A 22,158-nucleotide genomic window follows, 5' to 3' on the forward strand; every position below is an offset into this window, starting at 1 on the left:
TTCAGGGGAGGAGGGGCTTAGATGCGAAATGTCAGCGCGGCAGCGCCGCCGCCTCGCGGGCCTTGGCTTCGACCTCTTCCAGCGAGCCGCTGGCGATCCAGCTGCCGCCGACGCAAAGCACCGGATCGAACGCCAGCCATTCCGGCGCGCTCGCCAGGCTGATGCCGCCGGTGGGGCAGAACTTCGCCTGGTAGAAGGGTGCTGCAAGCGCCTTGAGCGCCTTGAGCCCGCCCGAAGTTTCGGCCGGGAAGAACTTGAAGTGGCTGAGGCCCAGATCCATGCCGCGCATCAGATCGCCGGCATTGGCGATGCCCGGCAGGTACGGCACACCGCTGCGCGCGATCGCGTCGCCCAGGCGATCGGTGAGGCCGGGCGAGACGATGAACTCGGCGTCCTCCTTCATGACCTGCTCGAACTGCTGGGTGTTGACGACGGTACCGGCGCCGACGATCGCGCCCGGCACCTTCTTCATCTCGCGGATCGCTTCGAGTGCCGCCGGGGTGCGCATCGTCACTTCGAGCACGCGCAGGCCGCCCTTCACCAGCGCCTCGGCGAGCGGACGCGCCTTGGCGGCGTCGTCGATCACCAGCACCGGGATGACCGGCGCGGTGCGCATGATGGCTTCGATCGAAAGGCGGGTGTCGCTCACTGTGCATGCTCCTGGGCGAAGGCGGCGGCTGCGCCGTACAGGCCCGGCTGGGGATGGGTGATCAGCTTGACGGGGATCGTCGCCATCAGGGAGCGGAAGCGCCCCTTGGCGACGAATCGCTCGCCGAACCCCGATTGCAGCAGATGGTCCTTCAGGCGCAAGCCCAGACCGCCCGCGATCACCACGGCCTTCGGGCCATGCGCCAGCGCGAGGTCGCCCGCGACGGCACCCAGGCTGAGGCAGAAGCGGTCGAGCGCGGCCACCGCCAGGCTGTCCTTGCCCTCCAGCGCCAGCGTCCAGATCGCCTTGTCGTCGAGACGGGCGACCGGCACGCCTTCGAGATCGGCCAGCGTCTCGTAGATCGAGACGATCGCCGGGCCGGCGACGATGCGTTCCTTCGAGACGCGCTGATAGGTGCGGCGGAGGCGCTTGACCAGCGCGTCCTCGATCGCGTCGAGCGGGGCGAAGTCGCTATGCCCGCCCTCGGTCGCGATGATGTCGTAGCCGCCGCGGTGGCGGAACACCTGCGCGACACCGAGGCCGGTGCCCGGGCCGCAGACGGTGATCGAGCCCTTGTCGGGCAGCGACGTATCGGGCCCGCAGAGATGGAGGAACGCCTCGTCCTCGAGCTGCGCGACGGCATGGCCGATCGCCTCGAAATCGTTGACGATCGTCCAGGTATCGGCGCCCAGCCGATCCGGGATCAGCGGCGGGCGGATGATCCAGGGATTGTTGGTGAGCTTGATCAGATCGCCGTTGATCGGCGAGGCGACCGCGATCGCGGCGGCCTTTGGCACCGGCCGGCCGAGCTTCTCGCCGAAGGCGCGCCAGGCGAGCTGCAGGCTGGGATGTTCGGCCACCTTCTGGGTGATCGGCTCGCTGAGCGAGACGACGCGGCCTTCCGCCACCTCCGCCACTGCGAAGCGCGCGTGGGTCCCCCCGATGTCGACGGCGACGACTTCCATCCGATTTCGATCCTCTCTCTGGCGCCCCTGTCAACGTTGCCAGTGGGCGGCCGTCCTTCTTCCCGTCCGCCGCGCGGATGTAAAGTCCGCGCGGTCGTACCGGGCATGATTTACATGCGTTACAGTCTTACAGGCCGGCTTCGTGCAGCATCGCCGACGCGCCCTTCTCGGCTTCGTCGCAGTGGTGGCGCATCATCGCGAACAGCTCGCGGCCGGTACCGACGGCCGGCGGCGGAGCGACCGCATGCTCGCGCGCGTCCCACTCGTCGGCCGGGACCAGCGCTTCGAGCGTGCCGGCCTCGGCATCGAGGCGGAGGATGTCGCCGTCGCGCACCTTGCCGATCGGGCCGCCGCCCAGGGCCTCCGGCGACAGGTGGATCGCCGCCGGCACCTTGCCGCTGGCACCCGACATGCGCCCGTCGGTGACCAGCGCCACCTTGAAGCCGCGATTTTGGAGCACGCCCAGCTGGGGGGTGAGCTTGTGCAGCTCGGGCATGCCGTTGGCGCGCGGACCCTGGAAGCGGACCACGACGATCACGTCGCGCTCCAGTTCGCCGGCCTTGAACGCCTCCAGCACGTCCAGCTGGTCCGAGAAGACGCGGGCCGGGGCCTCGATGATCCAGCGCTCGCGCTCGACCGCCGAGACCTTGATGCAGGCGCGGCCGATATTGCCCTTGAGGATGCGGAAGCCGCCCTCGGGGGAGAAGGCGGTCTCGACCGTGCGGACGATATTCTCGTCGTTGCTCGTCGCGCCATGCTCGGTCCAGACCAGCGCGTCGCCCGCAATGTCGGGCTTGCGGCCATAGGCGGCCATCCCGTCCTTGGCGATGGTCAGCGCGTCGCCGTGCATCAGCCCGGCGCGGAGCAGTTCCTTGATCACGAAGGACGGGCCGCCGGCATCCTCGAACTGGTTCACGTCGGCCGAACCGTTCGGATAGACGCGGGTCATCAGCGGCACCACGCGCGAGAGGCGATCGAAATCCTCCCAGTCGATGGTGATGCCGGCCGCGCGCGCGAAGGCGGGGACGTGGATCAGGTGGTTGGTCGAGCCGCCGGTGGCAAGCAGCACGATCGCCGCGTTCACGATCGCGCGCTCGTCAACGACATGGCCGATCGGGCGATAGTCGTCGCCGTTCCAGCCGATCTCGGCGAGGCGGTGGACGGCGTGGCGGGTCAGCTCCTGGCGCAGCTTGGTGCCCGGATTGGCGAAGGCCGAGCCGGGAACGTGGAGGCCCATCGCCTCCATCATCATCTGGTTCGAGTTGGCGGTGCCGTAGAAGGTGCAGGTGCCCTTGCCGTGATAGGCGGCGATCTCGGACTCGAGCAGCTCCTCGCGCGTCGCCTTGCCCTCGGCATAGCGCTCGCGCACCGCGGCCTTTTCCTTGTTGGGCAGGCCCGAACGCATCGGGCCGCCGGGGATCAGCACCATCGGCAGGTGGCCGAAGCGGAGCGCGCCCATCAGCAGGCCCGGCACGATCTTGTCGCAGATGCCGAGCAGCGCAGCGCCTTCGAACACGCGGTGGCTGAGCGACACCGCCGTCGCCATCGCGATGGTGTCGCGGCTGAACAGCGAGAGCTCCATGCCCTGATAGCCCTGGGTCACGCCGTCGCACATCGCAGGCACGCCGCCCGCCACCTGCGCGGTGGCACCGGCTTCCATCGCCCAGACCTTCATCTGCTCGGGATAGCGATAATAGGGCGCATGGGCCGACAGCATGTCGTTGTACGAGGTGACGATGCCGATGTTCATGCGGTTGCCGGTCTTCAGCGCGTCGCGCTGTTCCTCGGTGCCGGCATAGGCGTGGGCGAGGTTGGCGCAGCCCAGCTTGGGCCGATCATTGCCCGAATCGCGCTCGCGGCGGATCAGGTCGAGATAGGCGGTGCGGCCCGCCTTGGACCGCTCGATCACCCGATCGGTGACGGCTGCGATTTCGGCGTTCAGCGTGGCCATTTACAGGCTCCAGTGGATGTCGACGGGCAGTTCGGTTTCGGCGAGCACGCGGCCGATCGGCAGGGTCGAGCCGGCGCCTTCGGCAATCGCGCGCTCCAGCACGTCCTTCTTCTCCTGGCCGGTGATCGCGATCATCAGTGCGCGGGCCGAGACGATCGCGGCGAGCGACAGCGAGACGCGGGGGACCGGGGCTTCGGGCGGCAGCGGATCGGGCATCACGCCCAACGCGCGGCGCTCCTTGGGGCCGGTCAGCGCTTCGGCGAGATCGGGGCCGGGGAAGATCGAGGCGGTGTGGCCATCGGCGCCCATGCCGAGCAGGCAAAGGTCGAGCGGCCAGTGAAAATCCTGCAGGCGTGCGTCCGCCGCGCGGCCGGCGGCCTTGTAGTCGTCGGCCTTCTCGCTGACGACCGGGATAACGCGGGCGCCGAGCGGCAGGAACACCTTGGCGAGGCCGGTGACGTTCGACATCGGGTCGCCCATCGGTACGATGCGATCGTCGGTGGGGATGATCGTCACGCGCTTCCAGTCGAGCTTGGCCTTGCTCAGCTTGGCATAGATCGGGCCAGGAGTGCGGCCGCCGGCGAGCGCGATGACCGCGGCGCCGCGCGCATCGATCGCGCTTTCGATGATGAACTGCACGTCGCCGGCGAGCGCGTCGCCCATCTCGGCGGAGTCGTCATAGTCCCACCATTCGATTTCGGTCGTCATGTAAGCTCCTTGGGTTTCGGTGGGACCTGGTCAGCGGCGCAGGCGCCGCGCGGGTCCGATATAGGGTTTGGCTCGCGGTTTCGCTCGCCCTTCAACCGTCATCCCGGCGAAAGCCGGGATCCATTTTACAGCGACGCCGGGGATGGAGCCGAGACGGTGAGGGCAATGGATCCCGGCTTTCGCCGGGATGACGTCTGTAGATAAGGCGCTTGCCCCGTTCATTCGTGCCAATGCACCCCGTCGCGCTCGGTGAGCGCGATCGAGAGCGAGGGCCCCCAACTGCCCGAGGCATAGGGCTTGGGCTTGAGATCGTTGGCGTCCCAGCCGGCGCGGATCGCGTCGATCCATTCCCACTGCGCTTCCACTTCGTCGCGACGGACGAACAGCGTGGGATCGCCCTCGATCAGGTCGAGCAGCAGGCGCTCATAGGCGATGCGGCGGGTGGTGCCGGCGAACTCGGCGTCGAGGCTGAGGTTGAGCGGCACTTCGCGCAGGCGATAGCCCTCGCGGTCGAGGCCCGGCTGCTTCGCCATCACCAGCAGCTGGACATATTCTTCCGGCTGGAGGCGGATGACCAGCGCGTTGGGCTGGAGCATGCCGCCGCGCTCGGCGAAGATCGAGTGGGGCACCGGCTTGAACTGGATGACGATTTCCGAGCGGCGCTCGGCGAGCCGCTTGCCGGTACGCAGATAGAAGGGCACGCCCTGCCAGCGCCAATTGTCGACATGCGCCTTGATCGCGACGAAGGTCTCGGTGCGCGAGTCCTTGCCGAGATCGGTGGCGTAATCGCGCACGATCTGCCCCTTCACCGCGCCGCCGCCATATTGGCCGACGACGGTCAGGTTGGGCGCCTCGGCCGGCGGGATCTTGCGCAGCGAGCGCAGGACCTTGACCTTCTCGTCGCGGATCGAGGTGCCGTCGAAGCGGGCAGGGGGCTCCATCGCGATCAGCGCGACGAGCTGGAGCATGTGGTTCTGCACCATGTCGCGCAGCGCGCCGGTATCCTCGTAGAAGCCGGCGCGGCCTTCGAGGCCGACCGTCTCCGAGACGGTGATCTGCACGCTGTCGATGCCGCGGGCGTTCCACACCGGCTCGAACAGCGAGTTGCCGAAGCGCAGCGCCAGGATGTTCTGCACCGTCTCCTTGCCGAGATAGTGATCGATCCGGAAGGTGCGCTCCTCGGGAAAGGCCTCCGCGACGATGTCGTTGATCTCGCGGCTGGAGGCGAGGTCGCGGCCGAGCGGCTTCTCCAGACTGATGCGGACATTCTCGCCGGCGAGGCCCGCCGATTCGAGGCCCTTGATCGTCGGGCCGAACAACCAGGGCGCGGTCGACAGGAAGATGGCGAGGCCGCCGGAGATGTCGCCCAGCTTTTCCTTCAGCGCGGCATAGCCTTCGGTCTGCGAGGCATCGAGCGTCTGATAGTGCACGCGCTGGAGGAAGCCGGCGACAGCGCTGTCGTCCTTCCGATCGGCGGGCAGGAACTGGTCGAGCGCCTTGGCGGCGAAGGCGCGATAGCCCTCGTCGTCATGCTCGGAGCGCGCGGTGCCGGTGATGGTGAGGCCATCGGGTAACAGGCCATCGGCGTGCAGCGCGTAGAGCGAGGGGAGCAGCATGCGCTGCGCCAGATCACCGGTGGCACCGAACAGAAGCAATTTGCCGACGGGCTGCTGCATCATTTCCCTCTCGATTGGTTCGCCCCGCGAGACACCAATGCGGCCGAAAGATCAAGCCGGAGGGGAGGAATAGGTATGCGAAGGCGGCAAATTTTGGAGTTTTATTCCGCTCCTGCCTTCTTGTCCCCTCTCGCAGGCAGGAGGGGGACAAGAAGGCAGGAGCGGGGTAGTTAGAGCACCAGCCCGGCGGTCGGATCGAGCCCGGCCATGATGTTGAGGTTCTGCACCGCGGCACCCGCAGCGCCCTTGCCGAGATTGTCGAGCGTGGCGATCAGCCGCGCCTGGCGAGTCTCGTCATTGCCGAACACGCGGACCGACAGGCGATCGGTGCCGGCATTTTCCTCGATCGACACCGTCGGCACATCGGCGGGCAGCACCTGCACCACCGGCGAATCGCGATAGGCGTCGCGCAGGACGTTCTCCAGCGCCTCGACCGAGGGCTTGCGGGTGAAGGCGAACAGCGGCAGCGGCACCTCGACGATCATGCCGCGATAGGTGCGCGCCACCGAGGGCAGGAAGATCGGCGGATGCTCGATCCGCGCATGCTTCTGCATCTCGGGCACATGCTTGTGGGCAAGCGACAGGCCATAGGGCCGGAAGGCGGTGGCGGTCGCCTCCGGGCCGTCGCCCTCGAACTCGGCGATCATCGCACGGCCGCCGCCCGAATAGCCCGAGACGGCGTTGACGCTCAGCGGGAAGTCGTGCGGGATCAGCCCGGCGCGGATCAGCGGGCGGACCAGCGCAAGAAATCCGGTGGGGTAGCAGCCGGGGTTGCTCACCCGCGCCGCCTCGGCGATCGCCGCGGCCTGGCCGGGCTCGAGCTCGGCGAAGCCATAGGTCCAGTCAGCGGCGGTGCGATAGGCGGTGGAGGCGTCGATCACCCGCGTCCGCTCGTTCTCGATCATCGCCACCGCTTCGCGCGCCGCGTCGTCGGGCAGGCAGAGGATGACGAAATCGGCGGCGTTGAGTGCCTGCGCGCGCTTCTTCGGATCCTTGCGGTCCTGGTCGTCCAGGACCATCACCTCGATCTCGGCACGGCCGGCGAGGCGCTCGCGAATCTCCAGGCCGGTGGTGCCGGCGGCACCGTCGATGAATACATGCGCGATCATTCGGTCTCCCCCAAGGCCGATGCGTCGATATAGCCGACCAAGGCCGGACCGGGGGCGACGCCCCAGGCGTGGCTGCCGGCGATTTCGAGAACCTCGAACACATCGCCCTTCTGGAGCATGGTCAGCGCCGGCTCGTCGCCCTTGGCGGTCGCGCGCAGCGGCGTCTCGAAATGGACCACGCGCGGCATCGGCGATGCATAATGCGGCGCGAAAACGCGGCCGGCGAGGCGGATATCGGCGATGTCGGGGCGGACGGCGTCCACCCGGGGATCGATCGCGGCCGAACGGCCGTCCAGCGCCAGACGCTTACGCGTCGGCGCGCTCTGGGACTGGCTCGCTGATGGTGTTGCCAGCGAGGAAATGCCCGAACTCTGCAAGAAACTCTGCCCCTTCCGCGGTACGCGCTACGAAGATGTTGCGCTTGTCGGTGTCGTCGCGCTGGCGGCGCAGATAGCCGAGCGTGCCCAGTCGATTCAAGGCACGCGTGACCACCGGCTTCGAGACGTTGAGCGCCCGCGCCAGACCGCGCACCGTATGGGGGCCGGGGTCCAGATATACAAGCATCAGCAGCGCCATCTGCCGATTGGTGAGATCGGGCTCGCCCGAGCGCACATAATCGATCAGCGTATTCTTCCACCCCCACAGGGTCTGTTCGGACATAGCGTTCACAAGCACCACTCGTTCGTTTCAGGCCCGGCACGGCATCGAACCGAAGAAACAAACGCGCATTTTACAACTAGGTTTCAGTGCGCGGGCGAAATGTTGTGCGAAAATCGCGATGAAAATGCCGGTCTGCCATGGGGTTGCGCACAGGCACCGGAGCCGGGGGCGGAACAGGCGGTTGATTGCGCCGGGCGGCTCGCCTATGTCGCGCCCTTCGCTAACGGGCACCGGATTTCATGTTCACCTTCCTCCTCGTCGTTCAGTTCATCATCGCCGCCCTGCTGGTGGGGGTGATCCTCGTTCAGAAGTCGGAGGGTGGCGGTCTCACCTCGGGCGGCAGCCCGGCCGGTCTCATGTCGGCACGCGGCGCGGCCGATTTCCTGACGCGCATGACCGCGATCCTGGCGACCGCGTTCATCCTGATGAGCATCGTGCTCGCCTTCCTGGCGGCCACCCGGCACTCGACCAAGATCGACGCCGGCCTGCAGAAGGCGCCCGCCGCGGTCGCCCCGCTCACGGTCCCGAGCGCTCCGGCGCCGACCGGCAACGATACGGCACCGACCGGCAACAGCGCGGTTCCGTTCAGCCAGTAAGCATCCGTAGTTCGCCGCACTTGCGGCGGATTCACCGTAAAATTTGCGCGACCGGCGGATTCTAACGCTTGCCGGTCTGCGCCCTTTGACGTTAGGCGTTTTCTCCCATGGCGCGGTACATCTTCATCACCGGCGGCGTGGTCTCCTCGCTCGGCAAGGGTCTCATGGCAGCGAGCCTCGCGGCGCTGCTCCAGGCCCGTGGCTATCGAGTCCGCATCCGCAAGTTCGATCCCTATCTCAACGTCGATCCCGGCACGATGTCGCCGCACCAGCATGGTGAGGTGTACGTCACCGACGACGGCGCGGAGACCGACCTCGACCTCGGCCATTACGAGCGCTTCACCGGCGTGACCGCGCGCCAGGCGGACAACGTCACCTCGGGCCGGATCTACAAGACGATCATCGAGCGCGAACGGCGCGGCGACTATCTGGGCGCCACCGTGCAGGTGGTCCCGCACGTGACTGACGCGATCAAGGCGTTCGCCCAGGCCGAGACCGAGGATCTCGATTTCGTGCTGTGCGAGATCGGCGGCACGGTGGGCGACATCGAATCGCTGCCGTTCATCGAGGCGATTCGCCAGCTCCGCAACGATCTCGGGCGCGGCCAGACGGTCAGCATCCACGTGACGCTGGTGCCGTACATTGCCGCCGCCGGCGAGCTCAAGACCAAGCCGACCCAGCACAGCGTGCGCGAGCTCGCCGCGCTCGGCGTCCAGCCGGACGTGCTGGTGTGCCGCTCGGAGCGTCCGCTGCCGGCCGGCGAGCGCGCCAAGATCGCGCAGTTCTGCAACGTGCCGACCTCGGCGGTGATCCCGGCGCTCGACGCCAAGAGCATCTATGCGGTGCCGCTGCAATATCACGGCGAAGGCCTGGACGGCGAAGTGCTCAAGGCCTTCGGCATCGAGCCGGGCCCGGCGCCCGACCTCAGCCGCTGGAGCGGCATCGTCGAGCGGCTGCAGAACCCCGAGGGCGAAGTCACCATCGGTGTGGTCGGCAAATATATGGGCGTGCCCGACGCCTATAAGTCGCTCACCGAGGCGCTGGTCCATGGCGGCATCGCCAACCGCGTGAAGGTCAACATCCGCTGGCTCGACGCCGAATTGTTCGAGCAGGAAGAGGCCGAAGTCGCCGCGATGCTCGAGCCGATGCACGGCATCCTCGTCCCCGGCGGGTTCGGCGAGCGCGGCAGCGAGGGCAAGATTGCCGGCGTTCGCTTCGCGCGTGAACGCAATGTGCCGTTCTTCGGCATCTGTCTCGGCATGCAGATGGCGTGCATCGAGGGCGTCCGCGCCCAGGGCATCGCCGACGCCTCGACCACCGAGTTCGGCCCTACGCAAGAGCCGGTGGTCGGCATGATCACCGAATGGATGACCGCCGACGGCCTGCAGAAGCGCGAGGAAGGCGGCGACCTGGGCGGCACGATGCGCCTCGGCGCCTATCCGGCCAAGCTTGGCGGCAACAGCGTGGTCGCGTCGATCTACGGCACCGATTCGATCAGCGAGCGCCACCGCCACCGCTACGAGGTGAACACCGCCTACAAGCCGGTGCTCGAAGAAGGCGGCCTGGTCTTCTCGGGCATGTCGCCCGACGGCACGCTGCCCGAGATCGTCGAGCGGCCGGACCATCCCTGGTTCGTCGGCGTGCAGTTCCACCCCGAGCTCAAGTCCAAGCCGTTCGATCCGCACCCGCTGTTCGCGGGCTTCATCGAAGCCGCCGTCAAGCACTCGCGGCTCGTCTAAGGGCGTGCTGCGACGGGTCTTCGTCGCCGGACTGGCGCTGCTGGCGGTGTCCGCAGCGCCGGCGCCGCAGCAGCCGCGGCCTGTGCCCGGCGAGGTTCGCGTGCGGCTGGTGACGAGCATGGGCGCGATCACGCTGGCGCTGGATGCCAAGCGCGCACCCAAGACCGTCGCCAACTTCCTCGCCTATGTGGATGACGGGCGGCTGGAGGGCACCAGCTTCTACCGCACCGCGCGGCGCAAGACCGAGCCCACCAAGGGCTTCATCCAGGGCGGCGTCGGCACCGATGCGCGTCGGATGCTCGACCCGCTGCCGCTCGAGCCGACCAGCAAGACCGGGCTCAAGCACCTGAACGGCTCCATCTCGATGGCGCACGGGCCAAATCCCAATTCGGCCAATGGCAATTTCTCGATCATGGTCGGCGACAATCCGGGGCTCGACGCGCGCGGTGCGAACCTCGGCTTCGCGGCGTTCGGCCACGTTGTGGGCGGGATGGACGTGGTCCAGCGCATCCTCGCGCTGCCCAGCGGCGGCGGGCGCGACGTGATGAAGGGCCAGATGATCCTCAAGCCGGTGACGATCGTCCGCGCCGAACGGCTGGACGGGGTCGCCAGGCCGACGGGGCGGGTGAAGCCGTGGCTGCTGGGGTTGAAGCCGGCGGGGTGAGGCGGCGGGAGCCAAGCGCGCAATCCGGACAGCGCCAATTCTCGCCAGGACCAGGCCTCTGGCGCGCTCAGGGGAAGCTCCCTCGCACCAGTCGTCCGGTGTCGAAGTTCGGGACTCGGCAATCATTTCCGATTGTTTCGCCGGACGGCAGCGCTTGCCACGCGCCGACGCTCAGCGGTTGCGGTATTCAGGCTGCTCGGGCAGCGCGCAGCACCTCATCGAGTGAGGTCCATGTCATGTCGCGGTAACGATCATTGTCGAGCGGAGGCTCGAACGCTCCTTCCCCGGCGAACAGGTTTCGCATGTACTGCATGCCTTGCCACGCGGGATAGAGATCGTCCGGCCTGCCCGGTGCGATCCGTCTTGCAATCTGGATGATCAGCCCGAGCGAACCGAGCGTCCCGGCGGGAAGGACGCGATATGTGCTTCCCCGCACGCGGCTGACCGCTGCGGCGATGTCCCGGACGCTGACCTGCGCGCCTGCAATCTTGAGCCAGCGCGGCGCTTCCGGATCGATTGCAGCCCTGGCCGTATAGCGAGCCGTGTCGGCGATGGTCGTGAAGTCCATCGGCTGATCGGCGCTGCCCCAGTACAGCACGCTCTTGATTCGGTGCTGAATGATCGGAATCGTCCCGGTCAGCATGTCCATGAACGCACCGTTGAGGATCGACGTCAAACGGATCGGGGCCGATTGTGCCTTCTCAAGAAACATGCGGCGAAGCGCGAGATTCCGGTTGGACTTGGGCGGTACGCGGCGAAAGTCGATGGCGAAGTCGGACGGTATGAACCTCGCCGCCCCGGCTTGGACCGCAGCATCGAGCAGGCGCCCTTGTGCTCCGACGATGACCGGATCCAGCCCGCTCAGCGCGGAGACCACGCATTGCGCGCCGGAAAGTGCGCGCGCGATGGAGTCGACATCGCTGAAATCGCATTCCCGTACGACAAATCCTTTATCGTGCAGGCTAGCCGCCGATGTACCGGGCCGCGCAAGCGCAATAACGGGCGCGTCGAGCGCATAGAGTTCCTGAACAATGCGTCCGCCAAGGTCCCCGGATGCCCCTGCTACCACGATCATCGTCGGTCGTCTCCGTTCCTGCTGGAACCCAGCGGTGTTGGCTTACCACTTTTGATCGGCAAACCTATAGGGCTCCAGGGCCACCTTCTCTTCTTCCTGTAAGCATGCCAGCACCTCGCATGCGCCCTTGGACGAACGCATGCGATCGGACCAGGCTACAAGGCGGGTTCCTGCAGCGGTCCGGTGCGATCGGCCCAGAGCGTTTTCACCATGGGTGAAGACGCTCTGGATGTTTGTTTGCCGCATTTTCCGAGTCGTTGACCGTACACGGTCAACTTGAAAATGCTCTAGAGGCGGTCGGGCAGGAAGCGACCGAGCTGGTGGCGGTAGTAAGCGGGCGGTCGCACCCCCTTGCGTCGCCCCGCCCCCAAAAGAAAAGGCGCCCGGGTCGAAGCCCGGGCGCCCCGTCGCGGCGCCTAAGGGAGGGGAGCGCCGCGAACTTGCCAGGTGCCGTTACGCTGCGTTGGCCGTGCGATGGTCGATCGCGGCCGGCGCGCTGCCGGTACCCACCTGGATCTTCTTGGGCTTCATCGCCTCGGGCACTTCGCGCAGCAGCTCGATCGTCAGCAGGCCGTCGGCCAGGTTCGCATTCTCCACTCGCACGAAATCGGCGAGTTCGAAGCGGCGCTCGAAGCTGCGGTTGGCGATGCCCAAGTGCAGATAATTGCCCTGGTTGTTCTCATTCTCCCCGGCCTTCTTGCCGGCGACCAGCAGCAGGTTCTGCTGCGCGGTGATGTCGATCTCGTCCGCCTTGAAGCCGGCCACCGCGATGGTGATGCGATAGCGGTCTTCGGCAAGACGCTCGAGGTTGAAGGGGGGATAGTTTTCCGAATTCGCCTGGCGGGCGCTGGCTTCGAGCATGTCGAACAGCCGGTCGAACCCGATCGCCGAGCGACGGAAGGGAGTAAAGTCGAGCTGACGCATCTTCAGATTCTCCTGTGAGCAATTTGAACGTCGATCATCTCGATGCCCGGCCGACTGCCGCGACATCGGTGCGAAGCCCGTTCGGCGCCTCGCCACGCTGATCTGGTGTTGCGGTCTGCTAATTCAAGAGGGGGCCCAATTCCCGCTAGCCGGGCCTAAACATCTCCTTTCTCGATAAATCCTATCAAAGCAGTGGAAATTGAGGCGACGCTCTAGGGGAACATGATGAGCCTGCCGCTGATTCCGCTGCTGCTATCCGCTTCGACGCCTGCGGCGCACGAACCCGATGTGCCGGCCCCCGTCGCCGAGGCGCCGCAACGCCAAGACGGCGACATCGTCGTGACCGCCCGGCGCCGCGAGGAGCGGATTCAGGAAGTGCCGGTCGCGCTCTCGGTGCTGAGCGGCGCGACGCTGGCGGAGGCGGGGGCGTTCAACGTGTCCCGTATCCAGCAGTCGCAGCCGGCGCTGCAATTCTATTCGAGCAACCCGCGCAACACCGCGATCAACATTCGCGGGCTCGGGGCGCCGTTCGGCCTTACCAATGACGGCATCGAGCAGGGCGTCGGCTTCTATGTCGACGGCGTCTATATCGGCCGGGTCGGCGCCTCCACCTTCGACTTCGTCGATGTCGAGCGGGTCGAGGTGCTGCGCGGGCCGCAGGGCACGCTGTACGGCAAGAACACCACTGCGGGCGCGATCAACATCACCACGCGGAAGCCGAGATTCACCCCCGAGGTGCGCTTCGAGGCGAGCACGGGCAATTACGACTTCCTCCAGATCAAGGGCTCGGCCTCGGCGCCGATCGCCGACGACAAGCTGGCGGTGCGGCTGTCGACCTCGGTGAGCAAACGAAAGGGCACGATCTACGACACCAGGTCGGACAGCAACCTTCACCGGCTGGACAATTACGGTGTGCGCGGCCAGCTGCTGTGGCGCGCGGCGCCCAATCTCGACCTGGCGCTCTCGGGCGACTTCAACCTGCAGAACCCCTTGTGCTGCGTGCAATATTATGTCCGCATCGGCGCCACCCAGCGGCCGCTCGACCGGCAATATGCCGCGCTGGCGGCGGCGTTCGGCTACACGCCGCCAAGCACCGATCTGTTCGACCGCCGCACGGATCTCGATGCCGACATCAATTCGCGCCAGGAGATCGGCGGTGCCTCGCTGGTCGCGAACTGGGACCTCGGGCCGGCGACGATCACCTCGGTCAGCGCCTGGCGCTATTGGGACTGGCAGCCGGCGAACGACCGCGATTTCGTCGGGCTGCCGATCACCACCGTCTCGCAGAACCCGTCGCAGCAGAAGCAGGTGACGCAGGAACTGCGGATCGCCTCCAACGGCAGGAACCGGCTCGAGTACACTGCGGGCGTGTTCGTCTTCCACCAGACGATCGACACTCAGGGCTCGCAGGTCCAGGGCCCGGCGGCGAGCCGCTGGCTGCTCAACCCGACCAGCGCGGCCGCTAACACTCCGGCTACGCTCAACGACCTCACCTCGAAGAACACGATCGGGTTCGACAACACCAGCTTTGCGGTGTTCGGCAAGCTGAACTGGGAAGTCCTGCCCAAGCTGCGGTTCCAGCCCGGCCTGCGGCTGAACTACGATAAGAAGACCGGCTCGTACCGCGCGGTCGTTATCAACGGCGCGGGCAGCACGACCCTCACCGCCGATCAGCGCGGCGTACTGGCCCCGCAGAATTATTCGGCGCGGTTCAGCGACTGGAACGTCTCGGGCGACGCGACGCTCTCCTACGACTTCGCCCGCGACGTGCATGGCTATGCGACCTATGCACGCAGCTTCAAGTCGGGCGGGATCAACCTGTCCGGCCTGCCGCTCGAGGCGAACAACAACCCGATCCTGGGTGCTGCCTCGGTCAAGCCCGAGAAGGTCAACCATTTCGAGCTGGGCCTAAAGACGCAGTTCCTCGATCGCCGCGCGACCCTGAACCTAGCCGGCTTCTGGACCGAGGTGAAGGATTACCAGGCGACCGTCACCAACGGCCAGTTGGGCGTGATCCGCGGCTATCTCGCCAATGCCGACAAGGTGCGGGTGCGCGGCGTCGAGGTCGATTCGAACTTCCAGCCGACCGATCGCTTCAAGCTCTACGTCAACGGCGCCTATACCGATGCCAAGTACGTCCGCTTCCGCGACGCGCCGTGCCCGCCCGAGCTGTCCGGCGGCACCACGGGCACGACGCCGAGCGCGCCGGGGACGCCGGGCGGGGTGAGTCCGGCCAATTGCGACATTTCGGGCCAGGTGCTGCCGGGCATCTCGGAATGGGCGCTCGGCTTTGGCGGCGAGGTGAATGCGCCGGTGCAGGAAGGGCAGGTCTATCTCGGCTATGACGGCAGCTGGCGCTCGCGCTTCTCGTCCAACCCGTCGCCGTCGGCCTATACCTGGATCGACGGTTTCGCGCTGTCCAACTTCCGGCTCGGCTATCGCAAGGGCAAGGTGAATGCCTTCGCCTGGGTGCGGAACGCGTTCGACAAGCGCTATTTCGAGCTGCTCTCGGTGCAGTCGGGCAATACCGGGCTGGTCGTCGGCCAGCCGGGCGACCCGCGTACCTGGGGTTTCACGATCAGCGGTTCCTTCTGATCGTGACACGCACTGGCCTCCCGCCATGGCCGGGGGAGGTTGGCGGGCGGGGCGGGGCGACCTGCTCCGCCCGATAATTGCTACTGGCGTCATCCCCGCGAAGGCGGGGATCCATTTGCCAGGACGTTTCGGTACCTGCCGCACCGACTCCATCAATGGAGCTCCGCTTTCGCGGGGATGACGGCGATGGGGGATGGTCGCGAAAGCCGCCACCAGGGCTGGCGCGCAACAAGTCCGCGCGAAGATCGTGCCGAGATGAAACAGCCGGCAGAGGCCCCGGAAAAGCAAACGCCCGAGCCGTTGCCGACCCGGGCGCCTGCGTGACGACTGCTCGTCAGCCCCCTTAGTAGGTTCCCGCTACAAACACTTGCGATTGCTCGCCTGTGGAGCTGGAAACCATCCCCGAACCGTGGCCTTTTTGCGCCTGCGCTTCGACGGTTTCTTGGTAGAAGGCCGGAGCGCCTTTGTCACCGGTCGACAGCTTGGCGTCAGCAGATTGCGGCAAGCCTGTGTCGAATTGGCAACAGAACGCTTCCCACGCCGCACAACCGGCCCTAGAGGATCCCCATGCTACTCTCGCGCTACGAGCGAATGATCGCCCGCCGCTATCTGCTGCCCGGGCGCAGCGAAGCCTTCATTGCCGTCGTCGCCGGCTTCAGCCTGGTCGCCGTGATGCTCGGCGTCGCCGCGCTGATCGTGGTGATGAGCGTGATGAACGGCTTCCGCGCCGAGCTGTTCGACAAGATCTCCGGGCTCAACGGCCATGCCGTGGTGCAGGGCTATAACGGCCAGCTGCGCGACTGGCGCCGCATCGCCGACGAGGCGAAGGCGATCCCCGGCGTCACCGCCGCCACCCCGCTGATCGAGCAGCCGCTGTTCGCGTCGTACAACGGCCGGGTCGAATTCGCACTGGTCCGCGGGCTGCGGCTGGAGGACATCCTCAACAACCCGACGCTGAAGGGCAAGGAAATCCTCGGCTCGTTCAAGAACCTCAAGCCCGGCAGCGAGCAGATCGCGATCGGATCGCGGCTGGCCGAGGCGCTGGGCGCATCGATCGGCAGCCAGATCTCGATCATCAACCCGCAGGGCTCCGCAACGCCCTTCGGCACCATGCCGCGCATCGTTCAGTACCGCATCGCCGCGATCTTCGAGGTGGGCGTGTACGACTATGACAAGGCCTATATCATCATGCCGATGCAGGACGCGCAGACGCTGCTGCTGCTCGGCGATTCGGTGCAGATGGTCCGTATCGACACCAACAAGCCCGAGAAGATCGACGAGGTGATCCGCCCGCTCGCCGACAAGGTGGCGAATATCGGCCAGATCACCGACTGGCGGCAGATGAACCGCGAGCTGTTCGAGGCGATCTCGCTCGACCGGACCGTGACCTTCACCGTGGTATCGATCATCCTCGTGGTCGCGGCGTTCAACATCATCTCGTCGCTGATCATGCTGGTCCAGGCCAAGCGGCGCGACATCGCGGTGCTGCGGACGATGGGTGCGAGCAAGCGCGGGCTGATGCGCATCTTTGTGACGGTCGGCACCACGATCGGCGCGCTGGGCGTGCTGGCCGGCATGATCCTGGGCTTCCTGATCGTGAATTATCGCGAGGGCGTGGCGACCTTCATCGGCCTGGTCACCGGCCAGAAGGTGTGGGACCCGCAGATGCGCTTCCTCACCGAGCTGCCCGCCAAGACCGATCCGCTGCAGACCATCGCGATCTGCGCGATGGCGCTGCTCTTCACCTTCCTCGCCACCCTCTACCCTGCGTGGAAGGCGGCGAGCACCGATCCCGTCCAGGTGCTGCGCTATGAATGAACCGGTCCTCCAGACGCGCGATCTGCGGCGCAGCTTCGAGCAGGGCGGGGTGCGCATCGACGTGCTGCGCGGGGTCGACCTGGCGGTGCAGCCCGGCGAGATCGTGGCGCTGCTCGGGCCCTCGGGCTCGGGCAAGTCGACCCTGCTCCAGGCGGTGGGGCTGCTCGAAGGCGGGTTCGAGGGATCGATCCGCATCGGCGGCGAAGAGGCGGCCCAGCTGCCCGCAGGCGGGCGCACGGACATGCGGCGCGAGAAGCTCGCCTTCATATACCAGTTCCACCATCTGCTGCCCGATTTCGACGCGACCGAGAATGTCGTGCTGCCGCAGCTGATCCGCGGCGCGACGCGCGCGGCGGCGCAGGCGCGCGCGACCGAGCTGCTCACCCAGCTCGGCCTCGGCCACCGGCTGATGCACCGGCCCAACCAGCTTTCGGGCGGCGAGCAGCAGCGCGTCGCCGTCGCCCGCGCGCTCGCCAATCGGCCGCCGCTGGTGCTGGCGGACGAGCCGACCGGCAATCTCGACGAGGCGACCTCGGACCGCGTGTTCGGCGAGTTCCTCAACCTCGTGCGCAACGAAGGTTCGGCGGCGTTGGTAGCGACCCACAATGAACGGTTGGCGGCACGCATGGACCGCGTGGTGCGGCTCCACGAGGGGCGCCTGGAGGAAATGGCATGAGCGAGGCGATCACGGAACTGCCGGTGACGCTGCCGGACGGTACCACCAGCGATCTGTCCAAGTTCACGGGCCAGGTGCTGCTGATCGTCAACACGGCGTCGAAATGCGGGTTCACCCCGCAATACAAGGAGCTGGAGCAGCTCTGGCGCGCCTATCGCGACCGCGGTTTCTCGGTTCTGGCCTTCCCGTGCAACCAGTTCGGGGCGCAGGAACCGGGCAATGCCGAGGAAATCGCCAGCTTCTGCTCGCTCACTTACGATGTGACCTTCCCGATCTTCGCCAAGGTCGACGTCAATGGCAGCAACGCCGCGCCACTGTTCCAGGCGCTCAAGGCGCAGGCGCCGGGGGTACTCGGGACCGAGGCGATCAAGTGGAACTTCACCAAGTTCCTGGTCAACCGCGCGGGCGAGGTGGTGGCGCGCTACGCCCCGACGACGGCGCCGAGCACGATCGGCGCCGATATCGAGGCACTGCTCTAAGTCGACGCCGCACGGACAAGAACCCATTCCTGCGCCCCTGGCGGTCACCCCGGCGAAAGCCGGGGTCCATTGGGGTCTCGCTTTCGGCGCTTGCGGAGACCGAGAGGTGAATGGATCCCGGCTTCCGCCGGGATGACGGCGTTGCGGCAGAATGGATGATCGCAGCGCAACTTGGTGTAAGCCGGAGATGTCGAAAAAAAAGCACGGCCGGAGCGGGAGGTGTGTGGATGCCCCGGCCGCACGCTTCGTTTACCATATCTGCATGGTGGTGCAGGTGTAGATCGATCCGTTTCGGCGGTATCGCTCGGCCGGGCGCAAAAGCTGTGGAGAAGCGGAGCTGTGGGTTGGCAATTGGGCGTGTGCGCTCCTAGGTTCGGGCATGGCGCATTCCGGTTTCGTCCCGCTTCGGGTTTTCTCCTGCTACACCATGCTCGAAGGGGCGATCGACCCCAAGGCGATCGCCAAGCACGCCAAGAGCCACGGCTTCCCCGCCATCGCCGTCGCCGATCGCAACGGCCTCTATGCCGCGATGAGTTTTTCGGACGCCGCCAAGAAGGCCGGCGTCCAGCCGATCGTCGGCACGCTGCTGGCGGTGAAGCGCTCGAACCTCGCCGAGGGCCTCAACGTGCCGATCGACTGGCTCGCGCTCTACGCGCAGGACCAGACCGGCTATGAGAATCTCTGCCACCTCGTCTCGCAGGCGCATCTCGACCGCCCGATTGAGGAGGATGCGCATGTCCCGTTCGCGGCGCTTACCGGGCATACCGATGGGCTGCTCTGCCTGACCGCGGGGGCGGAGGGCGCGCTCGCCCGGCTTTATGCCGAGGGGCAGGACAAGACCGCCGAAGCCTATGTCGCGCAGCTCGAGGCGCTGTTCCCCGAGCGACTTTATGTCGAGATCGCCCGGCGCAACAACGAGGTGGAGACTCGCGCCGAGGACAAGCTGGTCGACCTCGCCTATGCGCGGGGCCTGCCGCTGGTGGGCACCAACCCGGCATGCTTCGCCGAGGCCGATTTCTACGACGCGCACGACGCGATGCTCTGCATTGCCAACTCGACCTATCTCGAGACCGATGATCGCCCGCGTTCCTCGCCCGAAGCCTGGCTCAAGCCGGCCGAGACGATGAAGACCAATTTCGCCGACCTTCCCGAGGCGATCGAGAACACCCTCGTCGTGGCGCAGCGCTGCGCCTATGCCGCGCCCAAGCGCAAGCCGATCCTCCCCAGCCTCGCCGGCGACCGCGAGGGCGAGGCGGCGATGCTGCGCGAGCGCAGCTGGCAGGGGCTGAAGGACCGGCTCGACTTCGCCGGCATCACCGATCCATCGGAAGTGGAGGTATACAACAAGCGCCTCCAGTTCGAGCTCGACATCATCATCCAGATGGGGTTCCCGGGCTACTTCCTGATCGTCGCCGACTTCATCCAATGGGCGAAGTCGAACGACATTCCGGTGGGGCCGGGCCGTGGTTCGGGTGCGGGCTCGGCGGTGGCCTGGGCACTGACCATCACCGATCTCGATCCGCTCAAGCTGGGCCTGCTGTTCGAACGCTTCCTCAACCCGGAACGCGTCTCGATGCCCGACTTCGACATCGACTTCTGCGAAACCCGGCGCGGCGAGGTGATCCGCTACGTGCAGGAGAAATACGGCCGGGATCATGTGGCGCAGATCATCACCTTCGGGACGATGAAGGCGCGCGCGGTGATCAAGGACGTCGGCCGTGTGCTGCAGATGAGCTATGGCCAGGTCGATCGTCTCGCCAAGCAGATCCCCAACCACCCGACCGACCCCTGGACGCTGGAGCGCACGCTGAACGGCGTCAGCGAATTCCTCGCCGAGTATAACGGCAACGAGGATGTGAAGCGCCTCGTCGACCTGTCGATGCGGATGGAGGGTCTGCCGCGCCACAGCTCGACCCACGCCGCCGGCGTGGTGATCGGCGACCGGCCGCTCGCGCGGCTGGTGCCGCTCTATCGCGATCCGCGTTCGGACATGCCGGTCACCCAGTTCGACATGAAGAATGTCGAAGGCGCCGGGCTGGTGAAGTTCGACTTTCTCGGCCTCAAGACGCTGTCGGTGCTCAAGAAGGCGGTGGTGCTGCTCGCCAAGCGCGGCGTGGAGGTCAATCTCGACCGGCTCGATTGGGACGATGAGGGCGTCTATGCCCTGCTCCAGCGCGGCGACACGGTCGGCGTGTTCCAGCTGGAATCCGAAGGCATGCGCCGCACGCTGACCGCGGTGCGGCCGACCAATTTCGGCGACATCGTTGCGCTCGTCTCGCTCTACCGCCCGGGTCCGATGGACAACATCCCGAGCTTCGGCGCGCGCAAGGCGGGCCGCGAGCCCATCATCTACCCGCACGACCTGCTCGAACCGATCCTGAAGGAGACCTACGGGATCTTCGTCTATCAGGAACAGGTGATGCAGGCCGCGCAGATCCTCGCCGGCTATACGCTGGGCGGCGCCGACATGCTGCGGCGCGCGATGGGCAAGAAGGTCAAGGCGGAGATGGACGCCCAGCGCAGCATCTTCGTCAAGGGCTGCAAGGAGGTGAACGACATCCCGGCGGCCAAGGCCAACGAGCTGTTCGACTTGATCGACAAGTTCGCCGGCTATGGCTTCAACAAGTCGCACGCCGCCGCCTATGCGCTGCTCGCCTACCAGACGGCGTGGCTGAAGGCGCACCATCCGCACGAATTCTTCGCCGCCTCGATGGCGTACGACATCCACCAGACCGACAAGCTGGCGGTGTTCGCCGACGACATGCGGCGGCTGGGCATCGAGGCGACCTCGCCCGACATCAACGCCAGCGAGGCCGACTTCACCGTGCAGGCGCATGGCGAGGGGCTGGCGGTGCGCTATGCGCTGGGCGCGCTGAAGGGCGTAGGCGAGCGGGCGATGGAGCTGCTGGTCGAGGAGCGCGAGAAGAACGGTCGCTTCGCGAGCCTCGACGATTTCGCCAAGCGTGTCGATCCGCGCGTGCTGAACAAGCGGCAGCTGGAAACGCTCGCCTCGGCGGGTGCGTTCGACAGCATCGAGCCCAACCGCGCAGGCGTCCATGCCGCCGCCGAGACGATCCTCGCGGTCGCCCAGCGCGACCATGCCAGCCGGATGAGCGGGCAGGGCGGGCTGTTCGGCGATGCCGAGCCGGCGGGCGGCGGGATCACCGTGCCCAAGGATGCGGTCTGGTCGATGTCCGACAAGATCAACGCCGAGAAGGATGCCTTTGGTTATTATTTCTCGGCACATCCGCTCGATCGCTACGAGCATCTGTTCCGCGGCCAGGGCGTACGCGACATCGCGAGCCTGCCCGACATGCAGATCCCGGAGGGCGCGCGGGTCAATGCGCAGATCGCCGCGCTGATCGAGGATTGCCGCTACCGCACCTCGGCGCGGGGCAACCGCTATCTGATGGCGACGATCTCGGACCGCAGCGCGCAGATCCAGACCTCGTGTTTCGAGGAGCTGATCGCCAAGGACATGGAGGCCTGCGCCGCCGGCACCGGCTGCGCGATCCTGACGCTGGAGCTCGACAAGCGCCCCGGCGAGGATACGCCGCGCGCGGCGGTCAAGCGGGTGCAGCCGTTCGACACGCTGGCGGGCACCACCCAGCTGATCCTGGAGATCCGCATCGAGGATCCGACGGTCCCGGCCCAGCTGGCTGCGCTGGTCGGCGAGCTGCGCGGTGGCGGCAGGGGCGAGATCCTGCTCCACGCCCCGATCGACGGCGGCGAGGCGACGGTGATGCTCGGCCGGGGTTTCCGGCTCGATACCGAGCTGGCGGCGCGGATCGAGGGCATGCCGGGCGTGAAGGCGGCGTCGCTGATGCCGGCGAGCATGAAGCTGGCGGCGGCGGCCTGAGCCAGGCCTGCCGTC

The 22,158-nt window shown here is 66.7% G+C and carries 18 protein-coding genes; 8 read left to right on the forward strand and 10 right to left on the reverse strand.

What is annotated here, in order from left to right; all coding sequences use genetic code 11:
* Positions 1-31: 31 nt before the first annotated feature.
* The 8 genes from eda to CA234_RS05705 form a co-directional block, all read right to left on the reverse strand.
* Positions 32-616: a bifunctional 4-hydroxy-2-oxoglutarate aldolase/2-dehydro-3-deoxy-phosphogluconate aldolase gene (gene eda / locus CA234_RS05670; protein WP_126001126.1), complete on the reverse strand. Its 585-nt coding sequence runs from the start codon at positions 614-616 to the stop codon at positions 32-34.
* Between the two features lie 29 nt (positions 617-645).
* A complete protein-coding gene (gene glk / locus CA234_RS05675; protein WP_125977131.1) occupies positions 646-1,614 on the reverse strand; it encodes a glucokinase in 969 nt (322 codons plus the stop codon).
* Positions 1,615-1,741: 127 nt separating this feature from the next.
* Positions 1,742-3,565 (reverse strand): phosphogluconate dehydratase, encoded by a 1,824-nt coding sequence (edd, locus tag CA234_RS05680; RefSeq protein WP_125977130.1) that lies wholly within the window; start codon positions 3,563-3,565, stop codon positions 1,742-1,744.
* The gene (pgl, locus tag CA234_RS05685) at positions 3,566-4,273 is read right to left on the reverse strand and encodes a 6-phosphogluconolactonase (protein WP_125977129.1); all 708 of its coding nucleotides are present in this window, start codon (positions 4,271-4,273) and stop codon (positions 3,566-3,568) included.
* Between the two features lie 218 nt (positions 4,274-4,491).
* Entirely contained in the window at positions 4,492-5,952 is a 1,461-nt protein-coding gene (zwf, locus tag CA234_RS05690; protein ID WP_126001094.1) for a glucose-6-phosphate dehydrogenase, read from the reverse strand.
* 167 nt (positions 5,953-6,119) lie between these two features.
* The gene (gene argC, locus CA234_RS05695; protein WP_125977127.1) at positions 6,120-7,058 is read right to left on the reverse strand and encodes an N-acetyl-gamma-glutamyl-phosphate reductase; all 939 of its coding nucleotides are present in this window, start codon (positions 7,056-7,058) and stop codon (positions 6,120-6,122) included.
* Positions 7,055-7,321, reverse strand: a complete 267-nt coding sequence (locus CA234_RS05700; protein WP_241213262.1) for an SH3 domain-containing protein — start codon at positions 7,319-7,321, stop codon at positions 7,055-7,057. The genes argC and CA234_RS05700 overlap by 4 nt, the downstream gene beginning before the upstream one ends.
* A 43-nt stretch (positions 7,322-7,364) precedes the next feature.
* Positions 7,365-7,718: a MarR family transcriptional regulator gene (locus tag CA234_RS05705; protein ID WP_084253223.1), complete on the reverse strand. Its 354-nt coding sequence runs from the start codon at positions 7,716-7,718 to the stop codon at positions 7,365-7,367.
* Positions 7,719-7,957: 239 nt separating this feature from the next.
* On the opposite strand from CA234_RS05705, the gene secG reads away from it, so the two are divergent.
* The 3 genes from secG to CA234_RS05720 all read left to right on the forward strand — a co-directional run bounded on the left by secG (position 7,958) and on the right by CA234_RS05720 (position 10,717).
* Positions 7,958-8,314 carry a preprotein translocase subunit SecG gene (gene secG / locus CA234_RS05710; protein WP_125977126.1) on the forward strand — a complete coding sequence of 119 codons (357 nt, stop codon included), beginning with the start codon at positions 7,958-7,960 and terminating at the stop codon, positions 8,312-8,314.
* 107 nt (positions 8,315-8,421) lie between these two features.
* A complete protein-coding gene (locus CA234_RS05715; protein WP_125977125.1) occupies positions 8,422-10,053 on the forward strand; it encodes a CTP synthase in 1,632 nt (543 codons plus the stop codon).
* A 31-nt stretch (positions 10,054-10,084) separates the two neighbouring features.
* Positions 10,085-10,717 (forward strand): peptidylprolyl isomerase, encoded by a 633-nt coding sequence (locus CA234_RS05720; RefSeq protein ID WP_241213269.1) that lies wholly within the window; start codon positions 10,085-10,087, stop codon positions 10,715-10,717.
* Positions 10,718-10,904: 187 nt separating this feature from the next.
* Here the strand turns inward: CA234_RS05720 and CA234_RS05725 are convergent, their stop codons facing one another.
* Both CA234_RS05725 and CA234_RS05730 read right to left on the reverse strand, forming a co-directional pair.
* Positions 10,905-11,792 carry an NmrA family NAD(P)-binding protein gene (locus CA234_RS05725; protein WP_126001096.1) on the reverse strand — a complete coding sequence of 296 codons (888 nt, stop codon included), beginning with the start codon at positions 11,790-11,792 and terminating at the stop codon, positions 10,905-10,907.
* 453 nt (positions 11,793-12,245) lie between these two features.
* Entirely contained in the window at positions 12,246-12,716 is a 471-nt protein-coding gene (locus CA234_RS05730; protein ID WP_125977122.1) for an Hsp20 family protein, read from the reverse strand.
* Between the two features lie 225 nt (positions 12,717-12,941).
* Here CA234_RS05730 and CA234_RS05735 point away from each other — a divergent pair, with 225 nt between their 5' ends.
* The 5 genes from CA234_RS05735 (at position 12,942) to dnaE (ending at position 22,143) form a co-directional block, all read left to right on the forward strand.
* Positions 12,942-15,311 carry a TonB-dependent receptor gene (locus tag CA234_RS05735; protein ID WP_126001127.1) on the forward strand — a complete coding sequence of 790 codons (2,370 nt, stop codon included), beginning with the start codon at positions 12,942-12,944 and terminating at the stop codon, positions 15,309-15,311.
* 567 nt (positions 15,312-15,878) lie between these two features.
* The gene (locus CA234_RS05740; RefSeq protein ID WP_125977120.1) at positions 15,879-17,129 is read left to right on the forward strand and encodes a lipoprotein-releasing ABC transporter permease subunit; all 1,251 of its coding nucleotides are present in this window, start codon (positions 15,879-15,881) and stop codon (positions 17,127-17,129) included.
* On the forward strand, positions 17,122-17,805 hold the full coding sequence (locus tag CA234_RS05745) for an ABC transporter ATP-binding protein (RefSeq protein WP_125977119.1): 684 nt from the start codon (positions 17,122-17,124) through the stop codon (positions 17,803-17,805). Before CA234_RS05740 ends, CA234_RS05745 begins: the two co-directional genes overlap by 8 nt.
* Positions 17,802-18,284: a glutathione peroxidase gene (locus CA234_RS05750; RefSeq protein ID WP_126001097.1), complete on the forward strand. Its 483-nt coding sequence runs from the start codon at positions 17,802-17,804 to the stop codon at positions 18,282-18,284. The genes CA234_RS05745 and CA234_RS05750 overlap by 4 nt, the downstream gene beginning before the upstream one ends.
* Before the next feature lie 379 nt (positions 18,285-18,663).
* Positions 18,664-22,143 (forward strand): DNA polymerase III subunit alpha, encoded by a 3,480-nt coding sequence (gene dnaE, locus CA234_RS05755; protein ID WP_126001098.1) that lies wholly within the window; start codon positions 18,664-18,666, stop codon positions 22,141-22,143.
* Positions 22,144-22,158: the final 15 nt, after the last annotated feature.

This window comes from Sphingomonas sp. ABOLE, assembly GCF_003950455.1.
In the GTDB taxonomy this organism is placed as follows: domain Bacteria; phylum Pseudomonadota; class Alphaproteobacteria; order Sphingomonadales; family Sphingomonadaceae; genus Sphingomonas; species Sphingomonas trueperi.

Excerpts from the sequence above, each read along its gene's own strand:
- CA234_RS05750 (WP_126001097.1), top strand. The coding sequence starts at position 17,802 with ATGAGCGAGGCGATCACGGAACTGCCGGTGACGCTGCCGGACGGTACC.
- secG (WP_125977126.1), top strand. The coding sequence starts at position 7,958 with ATGTTCACCTTCCTCCTCGTCGTTCAGTTCATCATCGCCGCCCTGCTG.
- CA234_RS05705 (WP_084253223.1), bottom strand. The coding sequence starts at position 7,718 with ATGTCCGAACAGACCCTGTGGGGGTGGAAGAATACGCTGATCGATTAT.
- CA234_RS05730 (WP_125977122.1), bottom strand. The coding sequence starts at position 12,716 with ATGCGTCAGCTCGACTTTACTCCCTTCCGTCGCTCGGCGATCGGGTTC.
- CA234_RS05740 (WP_125977120.1), top strand. The coding sequence starts at position 15,879 with ATGCTACTCTCGCGCTACGAGCGAATGATCGCCCGCCGCTATCTGCTG.
- argC (WP_125977127.1), bottom strand. The coding sequence starts at position 7,058 with ATGATCGCGCATGTATTCATCGACGGTGCCGCCGGCACCACCGGCCTG.
- edd (WP_125977130.1), bottom strand. The coding sequence starts at position 3,565 with ATGGCCACGCTGAACGCCGAAATCGCAGCCGTCACCGATCGGGTGATC.
- CA234_RS05735 (WP_126001127.1), top strand. The coding sequence starts at position 12,942 with ATGAGCCTGCCGCTGATTCCGCTGCTGCTATCCGCTTCGACGCCTGCG.
- glk (WP_125977131.1), bottom strand. The coding sequence starts at position 1,614 with ATGGAAGTCGTCGCCGTCGACATCGGGGGGACCCACGCGCGCTTCGCA.
- pgl (WP_125977129.1), bottom strand. The coding sequence starts at position 4,273 with ATGACGACCGAAATCGAATGGTGGGACTATGACGACTCCGCCGAGATG.
- zwf (WP_126001094.1), bottom strand. The coding sequence starts at position 5,952 with ATGATGCAGCAGCCCGTCGGCAAATTGCTTCTGTTCGGTGCCACCGGT.
- dnaE (WP_126001098.1), top strand. The coding sequence starts at position 18,664 with ATGGCGCATTCCGGTTTCGTCCCGCTTCGGGTTTTCTCCTGCTACACC.
- CA234_RS05715 (WP_125977125.1), top strand. The coding sequence starts at position 8,422 with ATGGCGCGGTACATCTTCATCACCGGCGGCGTGGTCTCCTCGCTCGGC.
- CA234_RS05745 (WP_125977119.1), top strand. The coding sequence starts at position 17,122 with ATGAATGAACCGGTCCTCCAGACGCGCGATCTGCGGCGCAGCTTCGAG.
- eda (WP_126001126.1), bottom strand. The coding sequence starts at position 616 with ATGCGCACCGCGCCGGTCATCCCGGTGCTGGTGATCGACGACGCCGCC.
- CA234_RS05725 (WP_126001096.1), bottom strand. The coding sequence starts at position 11,792 with ATGATCGTGGTAGCAGGGGCATCCGGGGACCTTGGCGGACGCATTGTT.